Here is a 14,487-nt window from a genome sequence, read left to right as displayed (position 1 = left end):
TGATCAAGAAGCGACGTGGTGATCTGGGCGGCTAGGCTGGGCCCCGTGACCGCCACCCTCGTGAAGCGCACCTGGAGGCCGACCGCTGTCCTGGTGTTGGCGGTGAGTGCGCTGACCGCGTGCAGTTTCGGTGCGCCGCCGCCCGACCAGGCCGGACAGCCGCCGAAGCTGCCGTCTCCGACGGCGCTGCCGAGCAGCGGCGGCGACGACAGCGGTCAGGCGGCCGTCGATGTGGTCGCGAAGGGCCTGGAAGTGCCGTGGGGGCTCGCGTTCCTGCCGGATGGCACCGCACTGGTCACCGAGCGTGACAGTGGGCGCATTCTCAAGATCGGGTCTACCGATGGGGCCAGCGCGTCACCGGGCGCGGAGCCGTCCACGACACCCAGCCAACCGGAGGCCGTCAACCCCTCGCAGGGCTCCCCCGCGCAGGGCACCGGCGGGATGACGGTCACGCCGGTCCAGACACTGACCGGCATCGCCACCGGCGACGACGGCGGCCTGCTGGGCATCGCGGTCTCGCCGAAATACAAGACCGACCAGACCGTCTACGTCTACTACTCGACCGCCGACGACAACCGGATCGCCTCGCTCAAGCTGGGTGGGACGCCGACTCCGCTGGTCACCGGCATCCCGCACGGGACCAGCGACAACGGCGGCGGGCTCGGGTTCGGTCCGGACGGCATGCTGTACGCGACCACGGGTGACGCCGGTGACCCGACCGCCGCCACGAATCCGCAGAGCCTGGCCGGCAAGGTCCTCCGGATGAAGCCGGACGGCAAGCCGGCGGCGGGCAACCCCACCGCCAGCTCGCTGGTCTACGCGTCCGGTCTGCACGATCCTCAGGGCCTGACCTGGGACTCGGGCAAGCACCTCTACGTGACCGACCTGGGCCGCTCGTCGTGGGACGAGGTCGACCTGGTCCAGCCGGGCAAGAACTACGGCTGGCCGGCCGTCGAGGGCATCGCCGAGAACACCAAGTACGCCGACCCGATGGTCCAGCTCAAACCGAGCGAGGCGGGCTGCACCGGGCTGGCCGACAGCGGCCAGCTCCTGGTCACCAGTTGCCTCACCGGAGCCCGCCTGTACCTGATCCAGCTGACCAACGCCGGCGGCAGCCTGGGGGCACCGCAGAGCCTGCTGGAGGACACGTACGGGCGGCTGCGCAGCGCGGTCACCGCGCCGGACGGGTCGATCTGGGTGACCACCTCCAACAAGGACGGTCAGGGCACGCCAACCCCCGACGATGACCGGATCCTGCGGATCGTCCTGGCTGGCAGCGGTGTTGGGCTGAGCTGAGTGTGACTGTGACCGGTCCACACGACGACGGCTCGGCGGGCCGTCGCCGGATGCGCGGCGCTTGGCACGCGTCGCGCCGCGCTCTGGTCGCATCGCGACGGGCCGTGGCGCCGCCCCTGCGCGCGGCGGTACGGGTCGCCGACCGACCCCGGATGTGGCGGCGCCTCGGCCTGGCGCTGGCGCTCGTGGTGACCAGCCTGGTCGGGGTGACCATCGGCCTGCTGGTGGCCGGGCCGAGCCACGACGACGTGGGGCCGTTCGCCGCCCAGTTCAGCCTGACTCCGTCGCTGTCCGGCGGTACGGAGGTGCAGATCCCGCCGCTCGGCTCGCTCGAACTGGCCAGCCACGACGGGCCGGCGCACCTCACGGTACGGCTGGAGGCGCTGGACCAGAAGCGGACGCTCGCCCTGGCCACGGACCCCAACGGCATCGCCAAGGCCAGCTCGGGCGCGGTCAACGACGTGGAGCGCGGCATCACCCGGATGGTGTTCCAGGCGACCGGTGCCGGCGTGCTCGGTGCGCTGGTGCTCTCCGCGTTCGTGTTCCGCAACATGAAGCGGGTGGCGATCTGTGGCGCCCTGGCCCTGGTCACCATCCTGGGCAGCGGCGGCATCGCGGTCGCCACGTTCCGGCCCGGCTCGGTGGACGAGCCGAGGTACCACGGCCTGCTGTCCAACGCACCCGCCGTGATCGGTGACGCGAAGCAGATCGCCAACCAGTTCGGCCAGTACCGCGACGAGCTGCAACGCCTGGTCAACAACGTCAGCAAGCTGTACGGCACGCTGTCCACGCTGCCGGTCTACCAGCCCGCCCCGGGCTCGCTGCGCGTCCTGCACATCTCCGACCTGCACCTCAACCCGGCCGCCTGGTCGGTGATCTCGACCGTCGTGAAGCAGTACGACATCAACCTGGTGGTCGACACCGGCGACATCGACGACTGGGGTACCCAGGTGGAGGCGTCCTTCGTCAACTCGATCGGCGCCCTCAAGATCCCGTACGTGTTCGTCCGCGGCAACCACGACTCGGGGACCACCGCCGACGCGGTGGCCAAGCAGTCGAACGCGATCGTCCTGGAGAACCGGATCGTCACCGTGGACGGCCTGACCATCGCCGGGATCGGCGATCCGCAGTTCACTCCCGACAAGGAGCCTGGACCGAGCGGGGCGGCCGGGCACCAGGCCGCCGAGGTGCAGGAGGCGTCCGGGGAGAAGCTGGCCCAGACGATCCGGAACGCCGGCAAGCCGGTCGACGTGGCCATGGTCCACGAACCGGCCTCGGCCGGGGCGCTGGACGGTCTGGTACCGCTGGTCCTCGCCGGCCACATCCACCACCGGGACGTGAGCACCATGCCGCAGCTGACCGGGCAGCAGAAGACGGCGCTGATGGTCGAGGGCTCGACCGGTGGTGCGGGGCTGCGCGGCCTGGAGGGCGAGGCACCGACACCCCTGGAGATGTCGGTGCTCTACTTCGACCCCACGCACGCGCTGCAGGGGTATGACGACATCACGCTGGGCGGCACCGGGCAGACCGAAGTGACAATCCAGCGGCACGTGGTCAAGGCGCCACCGAGCGGGTCGCCGAGCGGCTCGCCGAACCCGTCCCGCAGCTGACCGCCGGTCAGGAACCCAGCCGGCCGAGGATCAGCTCGCGTACCGTCTTCGCGTCCGCCTGGCCCTTGGTGGCCTTCATGACCGCACCGATCAGCACACCGGCCGCCGCGACCTGGCCGCCGCGGACCTTGTCGGCCACCGCCGGGTTCGCCGCGATCGCCTCGTCGATCGCCGCCGTCAAGGCGCCGGTGTCCGAGACCACCTCGAGCCCGCGGGCGGCCATCACCTCGGCCGGGGTGCCTTCCCCGGCCACGACGCCCTCCAGCACGGTGCGGGCCAGCTTGTCGGTCAGCTTCCCCTCGTCGACCAGCCGCTGCAGCGCGGCGACCTGCTCCGGGCTGGTCAGCGAGCTCAGCTCCGTACCGGTTTCGTTGGCCCGCCGGGCCAGCTCGCCCATCCACCACTTGCGGGCCGCGTCCGGGCTCGCGCCGGCCGCGATCGTGGCCTCGATCAGCTCCACCGCGCCGGCGTTGAGCACCGACTGCATGTCGTGGTCGGACAGCCCCCACGCCTCCTGGAGCCGGCGGCGGTGCAGCCGCGGCGACTCGGGCAGGGCGGCCTTCAGCTCGGCGACCCATGCCGCGTCCGGGGCCAGCGGCACCAGGTCGGGCTCCGGGAAGTACCGGTAGTCGGTCGCGGTCTCCTTGCTGCGCCCGGGCCGGGTGTCGCCGGTGTCCTCGGAGAAGTGCCGGGTCTCCTGGACGATCCGGTCGCCGCTGTCCAGTACGGCAGCCTGGCGCATGATCTCCGAGCGGACCGCGCGCTCCACGCTGCGCAGCGAGTTGACGTTCTTGGTCTCGGTGCGGGTGCCCCACTCCTGGCCGGGCCGGTTCAGCGACACGTTGACGTCGCAGCGCAGGGAGCCCTGCTCCATGCGAACGTCCGACACGCCCAGCGTCCGGATCACGTCGCGCAGCTCGGTGACGTATGCCCGGGCGACCAGCGGGGCGCGCGACCCGGTGCCCGGTACCGGCCGGGTGACGATCTCGACCAGCGGGATGCCCGCGCGGTTGTAGTCGACCAGCGACTCGGTCGCCCCGTGGATGCGCCCGGTCGCGCCGCCCAGGTGCAGCGTCTTGCCGGTGTCCTCCTCCAGGTGCACGCGCTCGATCTCGACGCGCACCAGTTCACCCTCGACCTCGACGTCCAGCCAGCCGTCGACGCACAGCGGCTCGTCGTACTGGCTGGTCTGGAAGTCCTTCGGCATGTCCGGGTAGAAGTAGTTCTTCCGGGCGAACCGCGACCAGCTCGCGATCGTGCAGTTGAGCGCGAGCCCGATCCGGATCGTCGCCTCGATCGCCGCCCGGTTGGCCACCGGCAGGCTGCCGGGCAGGCCCAGGCAGACCGGGCAGACCTGGGTGTTGGGCTCGGCACCGAAGTCGGTCGGGCAGGCGCAGAACATCTTGGTCCGGGTGCCCAGCTCGACGTGCGTCTCGAGCCCGATGACGGGCTCATAACGCTCGATGGCTTGCTCGTACGACAGCGGCGCGATGGTGGTCACCGCAACAGCGTAGCCGCCGCCCCGCCGGCGATTCCTCCGGGTTTCGCGCTCAGACCGCTCGGGTATTCCGGAACGCAGAGTGAGAGGAGACGCACAGTGCCACTCATGTTCCGCAAGATCTACAAGGTTGGTCCGATCCACTTCAACTTCGGCCGGCACGGGTTGTCATCGTGGAGCATCAAGATCGGTAAGTGGTCCTGGAACTCACGCACTCGGGCTCAACGCGTGGACCTACCGGGTCCGCTGTCCTGGCGCAGCCGCGGTAGCGGCGCGGCCAAGTAACGGTACGCACGGCGCGGACGGCGTGGGGCCCGGCGGATGCCGGGCCCCACGCCGTGCGGTGGACTACAGAGCCGGCGGCACCAACTGCGGTACGACCGACTCCAGCGCCGCCCCGATCCGGTACATCCGGTCGTCGGCCATGGTCGGCGCCATCACCTGGAGCCCGACCGGCAGCCCGTCGGACAGCCCGCAGGGAACCGAGATCGCCGGGCCGCCGTACAGGTTCGACGGGATGGTGAACAGGTCGGCGAGGTACATCTGGTACGGGTCGCCGGTCCGCGATCCGAACGGGAACGCGACGAACGGCGTGGTCGGCGCGATCAGCACGTCGGCCTGCTCGAACGCGGCGGCGAAGTCGCGCCCGATCAGCGTGCGGACCTTCTGCGCCTGCCCGTAGTAGGCGTCGTAGTAGCCCGAGGACAGGGCGAACGTGCCGAGGATGATGCGCCGCTTGACCTCCGGGCCGAAGCCGGCGTCGCGGGTCAGCGACATCACCTCCTCCAGCGAGTGCGTGCCGTCGTCGCCGACCCGCAGGCCGTAGCGCACCCCGTCGAACCGGGCCAGGTTGGACGACGCCTCGCTGGGCGCGATCAGGTAATAGGCGGGCAGCGCGTACTCGAAGTGCGGGCAGGACACCTCGACCACCTCGGCGCCGAGCTTGACCAGCGCCTCGACCGTCTCCCGGAACACCGCCACGACACCCGGCTCGGCGCCCTCGCCGGCGAACTGGCGGACCAACCCGACGCGTACGCCGGCGAGGTCGCCCGAAGCGCCCTCCCGGGCCGCTTCGACCACCGGCGGCACCGGGGCCGGGATCGACGTCGAGTCGGCCGGGTCGTGACCGCCGATCACGGCGTGCAGCAGCGCGGCGTCCTCGATCGTCCGGGCGCACGGGCCCGGGGTGTCCAGGCTGGACGAGAAGGCGATCAACCCGTACCGGGACGTGCCGCCGTAGGTCGGCTTCGCTCCGACGGTGCCGGTGACCGCACCCGGCTGGCGGATCGAGCCGCCGGTGTCGGTGCCGATGGCCAGCGGCGCCTCGTACGCGGCCACCGCCGCGGCGCTGCCGCCACCCGAGCCACCCGGGATCCGGTCGAGGTCCCACGGGTTACGGGTCGGCCCGAACGCGGAGTATTCCGTCGATGAGCCCATCGCGAACTCGTCCATGTTGGTCTTGCCGAGGATCACCAGCCCCGCCTCGCGCAGCCGGCGCACGATCGTCGCGTCGTACGGCGGCCTCCAGCCCTCCAGGATCTTCGAGCCGGCGGTGGTCGGTACCCCCTTGGTGGTCAGCACGTCCTTCACCGCGATCGGCACGCCGGCCAGCGGCCCGAGCGTCTCACCCGCGGCCCGGCGGGCGTCCACGTCGGCCGCGGCCGCCAGCGCCCCCTCGTCGTCCACGTGGAGGAACGCGTGCACCCGCGAGTCGATCGCGCCGATCCGGTCCAGGTGCGCCCGGGTCACCTCGACCGCGGACGCCTCCCCGGAGGCGATCAGGCCGGCCAGCTCGGCCGCGGAGGACCGAACAAGATCCGTGGTCACGACTCCTCCTCGAGAATCCGCGGTACCCGGAACCGCCCGTCCTCGGCGTCCGGCGCCCCGGACAGCGCCTCTTCCCGGGTCAGCCCGGGGCGTACCACGTCCTCACGCAGCACGTTGGTCAGCGGGACCGAGTGCGACGTCGGCGGGATGTCGGCCGCGGCGACCTCCCCCACCCGGGCCACCGCCTGAAGGATCACGTCCAGTTGCCCGGCGAACGTGTCCAACTCCTCCTCGGTGACAGCCAGGCGAGCGAGATGCGCCAGATGCGCGACCTCCTCGCGGGAGATGGCGGCCAATGCTGCCCCCTGTCATCGTCGTCACGGATCCCTCGGGCGCAGCGTGGCACGCGCGCTCCGGCTCGGGAAAGTCTATTTGCCCATCCCGCCACGCCGGGCGCCCGGGGTCATCCCCGACGACGGCCAGCCGGCCAGCAGGCGCTGCGGCGGCCGGTACCGGGACAGCCAGAAGGCCAGCTGGTCGGCCGGCATCGGCCGGGCGTAGTACCAGCCCTGCGCCACGTCGCAGCCCATCCGGGCGAGCAGCCGGTAGGTCCGCTCGTCTTCCACGCCCTCGGCCACCACACGCAGGCCGAGCGCGCCGGACAGCTCGATGATCGACCGGACGATCGCCTCGTCGTCCGAGTCCTCCGCCATGCCGAGGACGAACGAACGGTCGATCTTCACCTCGGACAGCGGCAGCCGGCGCAGGTGCTGCATGGACGAGTATCCGGTGCCGAAGTCGTCCAGGGACAGCGCCACCCCGAGCCGGTCCAGCCGGCGCAGCGTGGCGAGTACCCGCCGGGGATCCGCCATCAACGCGCCCTCGGTGATCTCCAGCTGCACCTGGTCGGGGCCGATCCCGTGGTGCCGCAGCCGGTCGGCCAGGCGGTCGACGATCTCGCCGGTGTGCAGGTCGCGGACGCTCACGTTGATCGCGGCGCGCAGGCTCAGGCCGTCCGCCTCCCACTTGGCCAGCTGGGCCACCACGTCGTCGACCACCCTCAGGGTGAGCAGCCGCATCACCGCGCTCTGCTCGGCGACCCGGATCAGCTCCTCCGGATCGACCATCCCGCGCTGCGGGTGGTGCCAGCGCAGCAGCGCCTCCACGCCGATGACGTCGCCGGTGCGCAGCTCGACCTGGGGCTGGTAGTAGAAGGCGATCTCCTCGGCGCCTGGCGTCTCCAGAGCCCGGCGCAGGTCGGCGAGCAGTCCCAGCCGCTGTGGCGAGTTGTGATCGGACTCCGGCGTGTAGACGGCGACGACGTCGCCCCGGGTCTTGGCGTCGTACATGGCCACGTCGGCGTGGCGCATCAGGGTGGCGAAGTCGTCGCCGTGGCGCGGGTACACGGCCACGCCGATCGACCCGCCCACGTCGAGTGGCAGCCCGTCCAGGGCGACCGGATCGTCCAGTACGGCGGCGATCCGCTCGGCCAGGGCGCGGGCCTCACCCGCACCGGACAGGCCCGGGGCGACGATCGCGAACTCGTCTCCGCCCAGCCGGGCGACCAGGTCCTCCGGCCGTACCGTGGCGGACAGCCGCCGCCCCACATGGACGAGTAGCCGGTCGCCGACACCGTGCCCGAGGGCGTCGTTGACGTGCTTGAACCGGTCGATGTCCAGCAACAGCAGGGCGAACACCGGCGAACCGGGATCCTCGGCAGCGGCCTCGTGCGCGCCGACCTGCTCGTCGACCTCGGCCATCAGCCGTTCCCGGTTGGCCAGGCCGGTGAGCGAGTCACGGGTGGCCAGCCGGTTGTGCGCGGTGTAGAGGCGGGCCATCTGGTTCACCGCGTACAGCGGGACCAACACGAACGGGATCAGTGCCGGGCTCAGGTCGACGGCACCGACCAGCACCGGCCCGAGGAGCAGCAGGGCGCCGGTGGACAGCGTCTCGTACCCGGCGGTGTGGCTCAGCAGGCTCCAGAAGCTGCCCTCGAAACGCAGCCACACCGCCCAGCTGACCAGGGCATAGTTGACCACGAACCAGGTCACCCCGGCGGCCAGCGCGATCATCGCGGCCGTCCAGCCCGGCCGGTTGACCCGCGCCAGCGGCTCGGCTTCCGCCAGCCTGAGCACCAGCGCGGCGGCGCCGAACGCGACCGCGTACTGGCCGGCGTTGAACGCGGCGCGCCACGGCCGGTACCGCATCCGGGCCGACGCCGCCGCCACCGCGACGGTCTGCACGAGCACCGCCGGCCCGAGCCCCCAGACCAGCAGGGTGGCGAAGGTGAAGCAGATCGACGGGAAGACCGGCGAGGTCTGGCGCGGCCCCGGCGGGCGCAGCGGCGACACGTCCAGCAGCACGGCCAGCGCGCCCATCAGCCAGAACGCGGCGGGCGCGGAGCGCAGGAAGTCTGGCAGGCCCGGCACCTGCGGCGCGAAGACGGCGAGCCCGGACACGCAGACCACGGCGACGTACCCGAAGAAGACTCCCTCGCGCCGGGGAGGTGCCGTGTTGCGCAGCGCCGTCGGCTCCATCGATCCTCCCTGGGCGCTCACGTCCCCGGCGGCCGGTGCCGACTCGCCTGCCGAATGAAACGACATCACGATAAGTGGGTGACGCCGGTTTTGTGCCCATCATGGTGACTCGTGACAAAGTCGAAATAGATGGCGCAGCTCACCGTACGTCTGCCCGCCCCCGTGCGGACCGATTCCGCCCGTATCGCCGTGACCATTTCACCGGAATGGTGGAATTTCTACTCCTCGATCCGGGCCACCGCGCGGGCCGCCTCCGGCCCCTGGCCGAGCAGCACCGCGAATCCCTCCTCGTCAAGGATCGGAACCTTGAGCGCGACCGCCTTTTCGTACTTACTTCCCGGGGACTCCCCGACCACCACGAAATCGGTCTTCTTGGACACGCTCGAACTCGACCTTCCGCCGCGTTCGGCAATAGCCTCCGCCGCACCGTCACGCGAATAGTCGGCCAGGCTGCCGGTCACCACGACACTGATTCCGGCCAATGGTTTGGGCCCCTCCTCGACCCGCTCCTCGGCCAATGACACCCCGGCCGCCCGCCACTTTTCGACGACCTCCCGGTGCCAGTCGACGGTGAACCAGTCGATGACCGAATCGGCGATCGTCGGGCCGACCCCCTCGACCGCGGCCAGCTCGTCGCGCGAGGCCGCCTCGATCGCGTCCACCGAGCCGAACTCCCTCGCCAACGCCTGCGCGGCGGTCGGGCCGACGTGCCGGATGGACAGCGCGACCAGGATCCGCCACAGCGGCCGGTTCTTCGCCTCGTCGAGGTTGGCCAGCAGCTTGACCGCGTTGGACCCCAGCGAGCCGTCCTTGTTGACGAAGAACTCGCTGGTGGCGAGCTTGTCGGCGTCGATCGCGAAGAGGTCCCCCTCGTCGCCGATCACACCGTCGACCAGCAGGGCGGTCGCGGCCTTGTAGCCCAGCACCTCGATGTCCAGCCCGCCGCGCCCCCCGAGGTGGAAGATCCGCTCCCGCAGCTGCGCCGGGCAGTATCGGGTGTTCGGGCACCGGATGTCGACGTCGCCCTCCTTGGCCGGGGCAAGCGGCGTGTCGCACTCCGGGCACCGGGCCGGCATCTGGAACTCGCGCTCGGTGCCGTCACGCTGGGCGACGACCGGCCCGACGACCTCCGGGATCACGTCGCCGGCCTTGCGCAGCACGACGGTGTCGCCGATGAGCACCCCCTTGCGGGTCACCTCGCTCGCGTTGTGCAGGGTCGCGAGCGCGACCGTGGAGCCGGCGACCCGTACCGGTTCGAGCACCGCGTAAGGCGTGACCCGCCCGGTGCGCCCGACGTTGACGCGGATGTCGAGGAGCTTGGTGTTCACCTCCTCGGGCGGGTACTTGAAGGCGATCGCCCAGCGCGGCGCACGGCTGGTCGAGCCGAGCCGGCGCTGGATCGACACCTCGTCGACCTTGACCACCACGCCGTCGATCTCGTGCTCGACGTCGTGCCGGTGCTCGGCGTAATACGCGATGAACTCGCGCACCTCGTCGAGGGTGTGGACGACCTTCCAGCGTTTGCTGACCGGCAGCCCCCAGCCGGCGATCAACTCGTAGGCGTGGGACTGGCTGGTCGGCTCGAATCCCCGGCGCGCGCCCAGGCCGTGCACGACCAGGCGCAGCGGCCGGCTGGCGGTGATCCGCGGATCCTTCTGCCGCAGGCTGCCGGCGGCGGCGTTGCGCGGGTTGGCGAACGGGGCCTTGCCCTGCTCGACCAGGCCGGCATTGAGCTCGCCGAACGCCTCGACCGGGAAGAAGATCTCGCCGCGGACCTCCACCAGCTCCGGCGGCTCCTGGCCACCCTCGCCGCGCAGCCGCTCCGGGACCTCGGCGATGGTGCGCACGTTGGGCGTGACGTCCTCACCGGTGCGCCCGTCACCCCGGGTGGCGCCGCGGACGAGCCGGCCGTGCTCGTAGGTCAGGTTGATCGCCAGGCCGTCGACCTTCAGCTCGCACAGGTAGCTGACCGGCCCGCCGGCGTCGCGCTCGACCCGCTCCGCCCACGCCGCCAGCTCGTCGTCGGTGAACGCGTTGTCCAGGCTGAGCATCCGCTCGGCGTGGGTCACCGCGGTGAACATCGTCGAGTAGGTGCCGCCGACCCGCTGGGTGGGCGAGTCGGGCGTGCGCAACGCCGGGAACTCGGTCTCCAGCTGGGTGAGCTCGCGCATCATCGCGTCGTACTCGCCGTCGGAGACGCTCGGCTGGTCGAGGACGTAGTAGCGGTACTGGTTGTCGTCGATCTCAGCGGACAGCTCGGCGTGCCGCTCCCGGGCGGCGGCCGGTGGCTCCGCGCCGGCCTGCGCCTCCTGCTCCCGGGTGAGGCCGGCCGGCAGATCCCCCTCAACGTCCATACCGGCACCGTAGCCTGCCGGTACGACGATCAGGAGCGAGCCTCGTCCAGCAGCCGTTCGGCGGCCTCCCGGGAGACCTTCATGATCTCTCGCGCCCGGGCCGGAGACGCACCGGCCAGCCCGCAGGCCGACGTGATCACCACCCGGTCCGGCAAATCGGCGAGCGGGAACCCGAGCTTGTTCCACAGGTCCCGCACCCCGGCGGCGACCCGTGCCGAGGTCGGCGGGGTGGCACCGGCCGGCACCGCCCCGGCGAACAGGCCCACCCCGGCGTCGATCGCCTCGCCGATCTGGTCGAGATCGGTGGCCAGCGCGAGATCCAGCGCCACCGCCACGGCGCCGGCGGACCGGAACAGCTCGATCGGGGCGTTCGCGGCGCAGCAGTGGGCCACGACCGGCACGCCCGCCGCCCCGATCACGGTCTCCAGCGCCTCCACCACGGTCACCGGCTCCACCGGGCGCAACGTGCCGAAGCCGCTCTCAGTGGGTACCCGGCCGGCCAGCACCGCCGGCAGCGACGGCTCATCGAGCTGGAGCAGCAGCCGGGCGCCCGGTACCCGCCGGGACACCTCCGCCACGTGCGCGGCCAGGCCCTCGGCGAGCGAGGCGGTCAGCTCCCGTACCGCGCCGGGATCGCGCAGCACCGCGCCACCGATCGGCAGGTCGAGCGAGGCGGCCAGGGTCCACGGTCCGGCGCACTGGATCTTCAGCGGGCCGGCGTACCCGTCCGCCTGTTCAGTGAGCTGATCAAGGTCGCGTTCCAGCAGGTCGGCGGTGCGCCGCAGGTCGCGCCCCCGGCGGGCGGCCACCCGCCACCGGGCGGCGTACAGCTCGACCGGCAGGTCGACCAGGAATCCCGCGCTCCGGCCGATGATCTCCGCGCCCGGCCCCCGGCCCGGCAGCTCGGGCAGGTACGGCAGGTCGGGCAGCTCGCCGAGCACGGTCTTGACCGCCTCCGCGATGTCGGTGCCGGGCAGCGACCCGATCCCGGTCGCGGCGCCGGCCGGCCACGGTCGAGGCGGTTCGGCGGGCACCGCCGGGGCCAGAGCCTCCAGGCCCCGCGTCAGGTCTTCCGGGCCCCGGGCCAGCTCGCCCGGCCCCGCCTCGAACGGACCGCTCACGCGGCGGTCGCCAGACGCTCGGCGTGACTGATCGTTGCCGAGCCCAGCACGATGTCGCCGTCGGGATCGGGCTGATATGCCACCATCGCCTGGCCGGCCGCCACCCCGCGGACCGGCCGGTCCAGCGCCGCGACGAGCCCGTCCGCCGACGCCGTCACGCTGGCCGGGATCACCTCGCCGTGCGCGCGCAGCTGGATCTCCGCCCGTACCCGGGGCTCACCGGTCCACAGTGGACGTTGCCCGTACACGGTCGACACCTCCAGCGCCTCGGCCGGGCCGACCGTCACCGTGTTGCTGACCGGCGTGATCGACAGCACGTAGCGCGGCCGGCCGTCCGGTGCCGGACGGTCGATCCGCAGTCCCTTGCGCTGCCCGACGGTGAACCCGTACGCCCCGTCGTGCTGGCCGAGCACCTCGCCGGTCGCCGCGTCGACGATCTCGCCCGGCGCCGAGCCCAGCCGCTCGCGCAGCCAGCCCTGGGTGTCGCCGTCGGCGATGAAGCAGATGTCGTGCGAGTCCGGCTTGTCGGCCACGGCCAGTCCGCGCCGGGCGGCCTCCTCGCGCACCCCGGCTTTGGTGGTGTCGCCGAGCGGGAACATCGAGTGGCGCAGCTGCTCGGCGGTGAGCACGGCCAGCACGTACGACTGGTCCTTGCCGGCGTCCACGCTGCGGCGCAGCCGACCCTGCCCGTCGAGGCGGGCGTGGTGGCCGGTCACCACCGCGTCGAATCCGAGCGCCATCGCCCGGTCCAGTACGGCGGCGAACTTGATCTTCTCGTTGCAGCGCACGCAGGGATTCGGGGTGCGTCCGGCCGCGTACTCGGCGACGAAGTCGTCCACCACGTCCTCGTGGAACCGGTCGGCCAGGTCCCACACGTAAAACGGGATGCCGATCACGTCGGCGGCGCGCCGGGCGTCCCGGGCGTCCTCCAGCGTGCAGCAGCCGCGCGCCCCGGACCGGTAGGTCTGCGGGTTGCGGGCCAGCGCCAGGTGCACCCCGGTCACGTCGTATCCGGCGTCGACCGCCCGGGCGGCGGCGACCGCCGAATCGACCCCGCCAGACATGGCGGCCAGTACTCGCATGGGTCCAGGCTACCGGGCGCCCGGCCGGTTCATCCCGGCCCGGCGGGCCCGCTCGACCGCGCCCGGCAGCGCGGCGACCAGCTCGTCGATGTCGGCCTTCGTCGAGGTGTGGCCGAGCGAGAAGCGCAGCGAGGACCGGGCCCGGTCGTCGTCGGCGCACATCGCCAGCAGCACGTGCGACGGTTGCGCCACCCCGGCGGAGCAGGCCGAGCCGGTCGAACAGGCGATGCCGGCGGCGTCCAGCAGCAGGAGCAGCGCGTCTCCCTCGCAGCCGGGGAACGAGAAGTGCGCGTTGCCCGCCAGCCGCTCGGTCGGGTGGCCGTTGAAGATCGCGTCCGGTACCGCCTCCAGTACCCGGTTGACCAGGTCGTCGCGCAGGGCCCCGACCCGCAGCGCGTACTCCGGCTGCGCCTTGACGCTGGTCTCCATGGCTGTGGCGAACGCCACGATGCCGGGCACGTCGAGCGTGCCGGACCGCACGTCGCGCTCCTGGCCGCCGCCGTGCAGCAGCGGCGTGGCGGCGACATCCCGGCCGAGCAGCAGCGCACCCATGCCGACCGGGCCGCCGAGCTTGTGCCCGGTCACGGTCAGCGCGGCCACACCGCTGCCGGCGAAGTCGATCGGTACCTGGCCGACCGCCTGGATCGCGTCGGAGTGGTACGGGATGCCGTACTCGGCGGCCAGCGCGGTCAGCTCGGTGACCGGCTGCAGCGTGCCCACCTCGTTGTTCGCCCACATCACGCTGATCAGGGCCACCTCGTCGGCGTGCGCGTCCAGTTCGGCGCGTAGCGCGTCCACCCGTACCCTGCCGTCGGCGTCGACCGGCAGCCAGCTGACCGTCGCACCCTCGTGCGCCTCCAGCCACTGCACCGAGTCCAGTACGGCGTGGTGCTCGACGGAGCTGGCGATCACCCGGGTACGGGCCGGGTCGGCCGATCGTCGTGCCCAGAAGATGCCCTTCACGGCGAGGTTGTCGCTCTCCGTGCCGCCGCCGGTGAAGATCACCTCTGACGGCCGGGCGCCCAGCACCGCGGCGATCAGCTCGCGTGACTCCTCCACCTTGCGGCGGGCGCACCGCCCGGCGGCGTGCAACGACGAGGCGTTGCCCACCTCCGCGGCGGCTGACACGTAAGCCTCGACCGCCTGGGGGAGCATCGGCGTGGTCGCGGCGTGATCAAGGTAAGCCATCGCCCTCAAGCCTATCGACCGTCGCCGCGGCCTA

11 protein-coding genes are annotated in these 14,487 nt (G+C 72.0%); 3 read left to right on the top strand and 8 right to left on the bottom strand.

The genetic code is table 11. The features are described from left to right. Window positions 1–45: 45 nt before the first annotated feature. Both Raf01_RS08610 and Raf01_RS08605 read left to right on the top strand, forming a co-directional pair. Window positions 46–1,296 carry a PQQ-dependent sugar dehydrogenase gene (locus tag Raf01_RS08610; protein ID WP_239133465.1) on the top strand — a complete coding sequence of 417 codons (1,251 nt, stop codon included), beginning with the start codon at window positions 46–48 and terminating at the stop codon, window positions 1,294–1,296. 8 nt (window positions 1,297–1,304) lie between these two features. Then, the gene (locus tag Raf01_RS08605) at window positions 1,305–2,906 is read left to right on the top strand and encodes a metallophosphoesterase (RefSeq protein ID WP_239133464.1); all 1,602 of its coding nucleotides are present in this window, start codon (window positions 1,305–1,307) and stop codon (window positions 2,904–2,906) included. A 7-nt stretch (window positions 2,907–2,913) separates the two neighbouring features. Here Raf01_RS08605 and gatB read toward each other — a convergent pair whose 3' ends face one another. Continuing rightward, complete coding sequence (gene gatB / locus Raf01_RS08600; RefSeq protein ID WP_373319507.1) at window positions 2,914–4,398, bottom strand: Asp-tRNA(Asn)/Glu-tRNA(Gln) amidotransferase subunit GatB; 1,485 nt, start codon at window positions 4,396–4,398, stop codon at window positions 2,914–2,916. A gap of 105 nt (window positions 4,399–4,503) precedes the next feature. On the opposite strand from gatB, the gene Raf01_RS08595 reads away from it, so the two are divergent. Beyond that, on the top strand, window positions 4,504–4,689 hold the full coding sequence (locus tag Raf01_RS08595; protein WP_203917216.1) for a DUF4236 domain-containing protein: 186 nt from the start codon (window positions 4,504–4,506) through the stop codon (window positions 4,687–4,689). A 63-nt stretch (window positions 4,690–4,752) separates the two neighbouring features. Here the strand turns inward: Raf01_RS08595 and gatA are convergent, their stop codons facing one another. From gatA to Raf01_RS08560, 7 genes are all read right to left on the bottom strand, one after another. Continuing rightward, window positions 4,753–6,231, bottom strand: a complete 1,479-nt coding sequence (gene gatA / locus Raf01_RS08590; RefSeq protein WP_203917215.1) for an Asp-tRNA(Asn)/Glu-tRNA(Gln) amidotransferase subunit GatA — start codon at window positions 6,229–6,231, stop codon at window positions 4,753–4,755. After that, the gene (gatC, locus tag Raf01_RS08585; RefSeq protein ID WP_203917214.1) at window positions 6,228–6,527 is read right to left on the bottom strand and encodes an Asp-tRNA(Asn)/Glu-tRNA(Gln) amidotransferase subunit GatC; all 300 of its coding nucleotides are present in this window, start codon (window positions 6,525–6,527) and stop codon (window positions 6,228–6,230) included. Before gatC ends, gatA begins: the two co-directional genes overlap by 4 nt. A 72-nt stretch (window positions 6,528–6,599) precedes the next feature. After that, the gene (locus Raf01_RS08580; RefSeq protein ID WP_203917213.1) at window positions 6,600–8,708 is read right to left on the bottom strand and encodes a putative bifunctional diguanylate cyclase/phosphodiesterase; all 2,109 of its coding nucleotides are present in this window, start codon (window positions 8,706–8,708) and stop codon (window positions 6,600–6,602) included. A 218-nt stretch (window positions 8,709–8,926) separates the two neighbouring features. Next, complete coding sequence (gene ligA / locus Raf01_RS08575) at window positions 8,927–11,062, bottom strand: NAD-dependent DNA ligase LigA (RefSeq protein ID WP_203917212.1); 2,136 nt, start codon at window positions 11,060–11,062, stop codon at window positions 8,927–8,929. A 29-nt stretch (window positions 11,063–11,091) separates the two neighbouring features. Next, window positions 11,092–12,096, bottom strand: coding sequence for a uroporphyrinogen decarboxylase/cobalamine-independent methonine synthase family protein (locus tag Raf01_RS08570; protein ID WP_203917386.1), 1,005 nt, complete (start codon window positions 12,094–12,096; stop codon window positions 11,092–11,094). An 83-nt stretch (window positions 12,097–12,179) separates the two neighbouring features. Next, window positions 12,180–13,265, bottom strand: coding sequence for a tRNA 2-thiouridine(34) synthase MnmA (mnmA, locus tag Raf01_RS08565; RefSeq protein ID WP_203917211.1), 1,086 nt, complete (start codon window positions 13,263–13,265; stop codon window positions 12,180–12,182). 9 nt (window positions 13,266–13,274) lie between these two features. Further along, a complete protein-coding gene (locus Raf01_RS08560) occupies window positions 13,275–14,453 on the bottom strand; it encodes a cysteine desulfurase family protein (RefSeq protein WP_203917210.1) in 1,179 nt (392 codons plus the stop codon). Window positions 14,454–14,487: the final 34 nt, after the last annotated feature.

Origin of the sequence: Rugosimonospora africana, assembly GCF_016862975.1 — a bacterium.
Taxonomy (GTDB): Bacteria; Actinomycetota; Actinomycetes; order Mycobacteriales; family Micromonosporaceae; genus Rugosimonospora; species Rugosimonospora africana.
The sequence above is the reverse complement of the archived record's forward strand: the minus strand, read 5'-3'. Positions and strand labels throughout refer to the sequence as shown.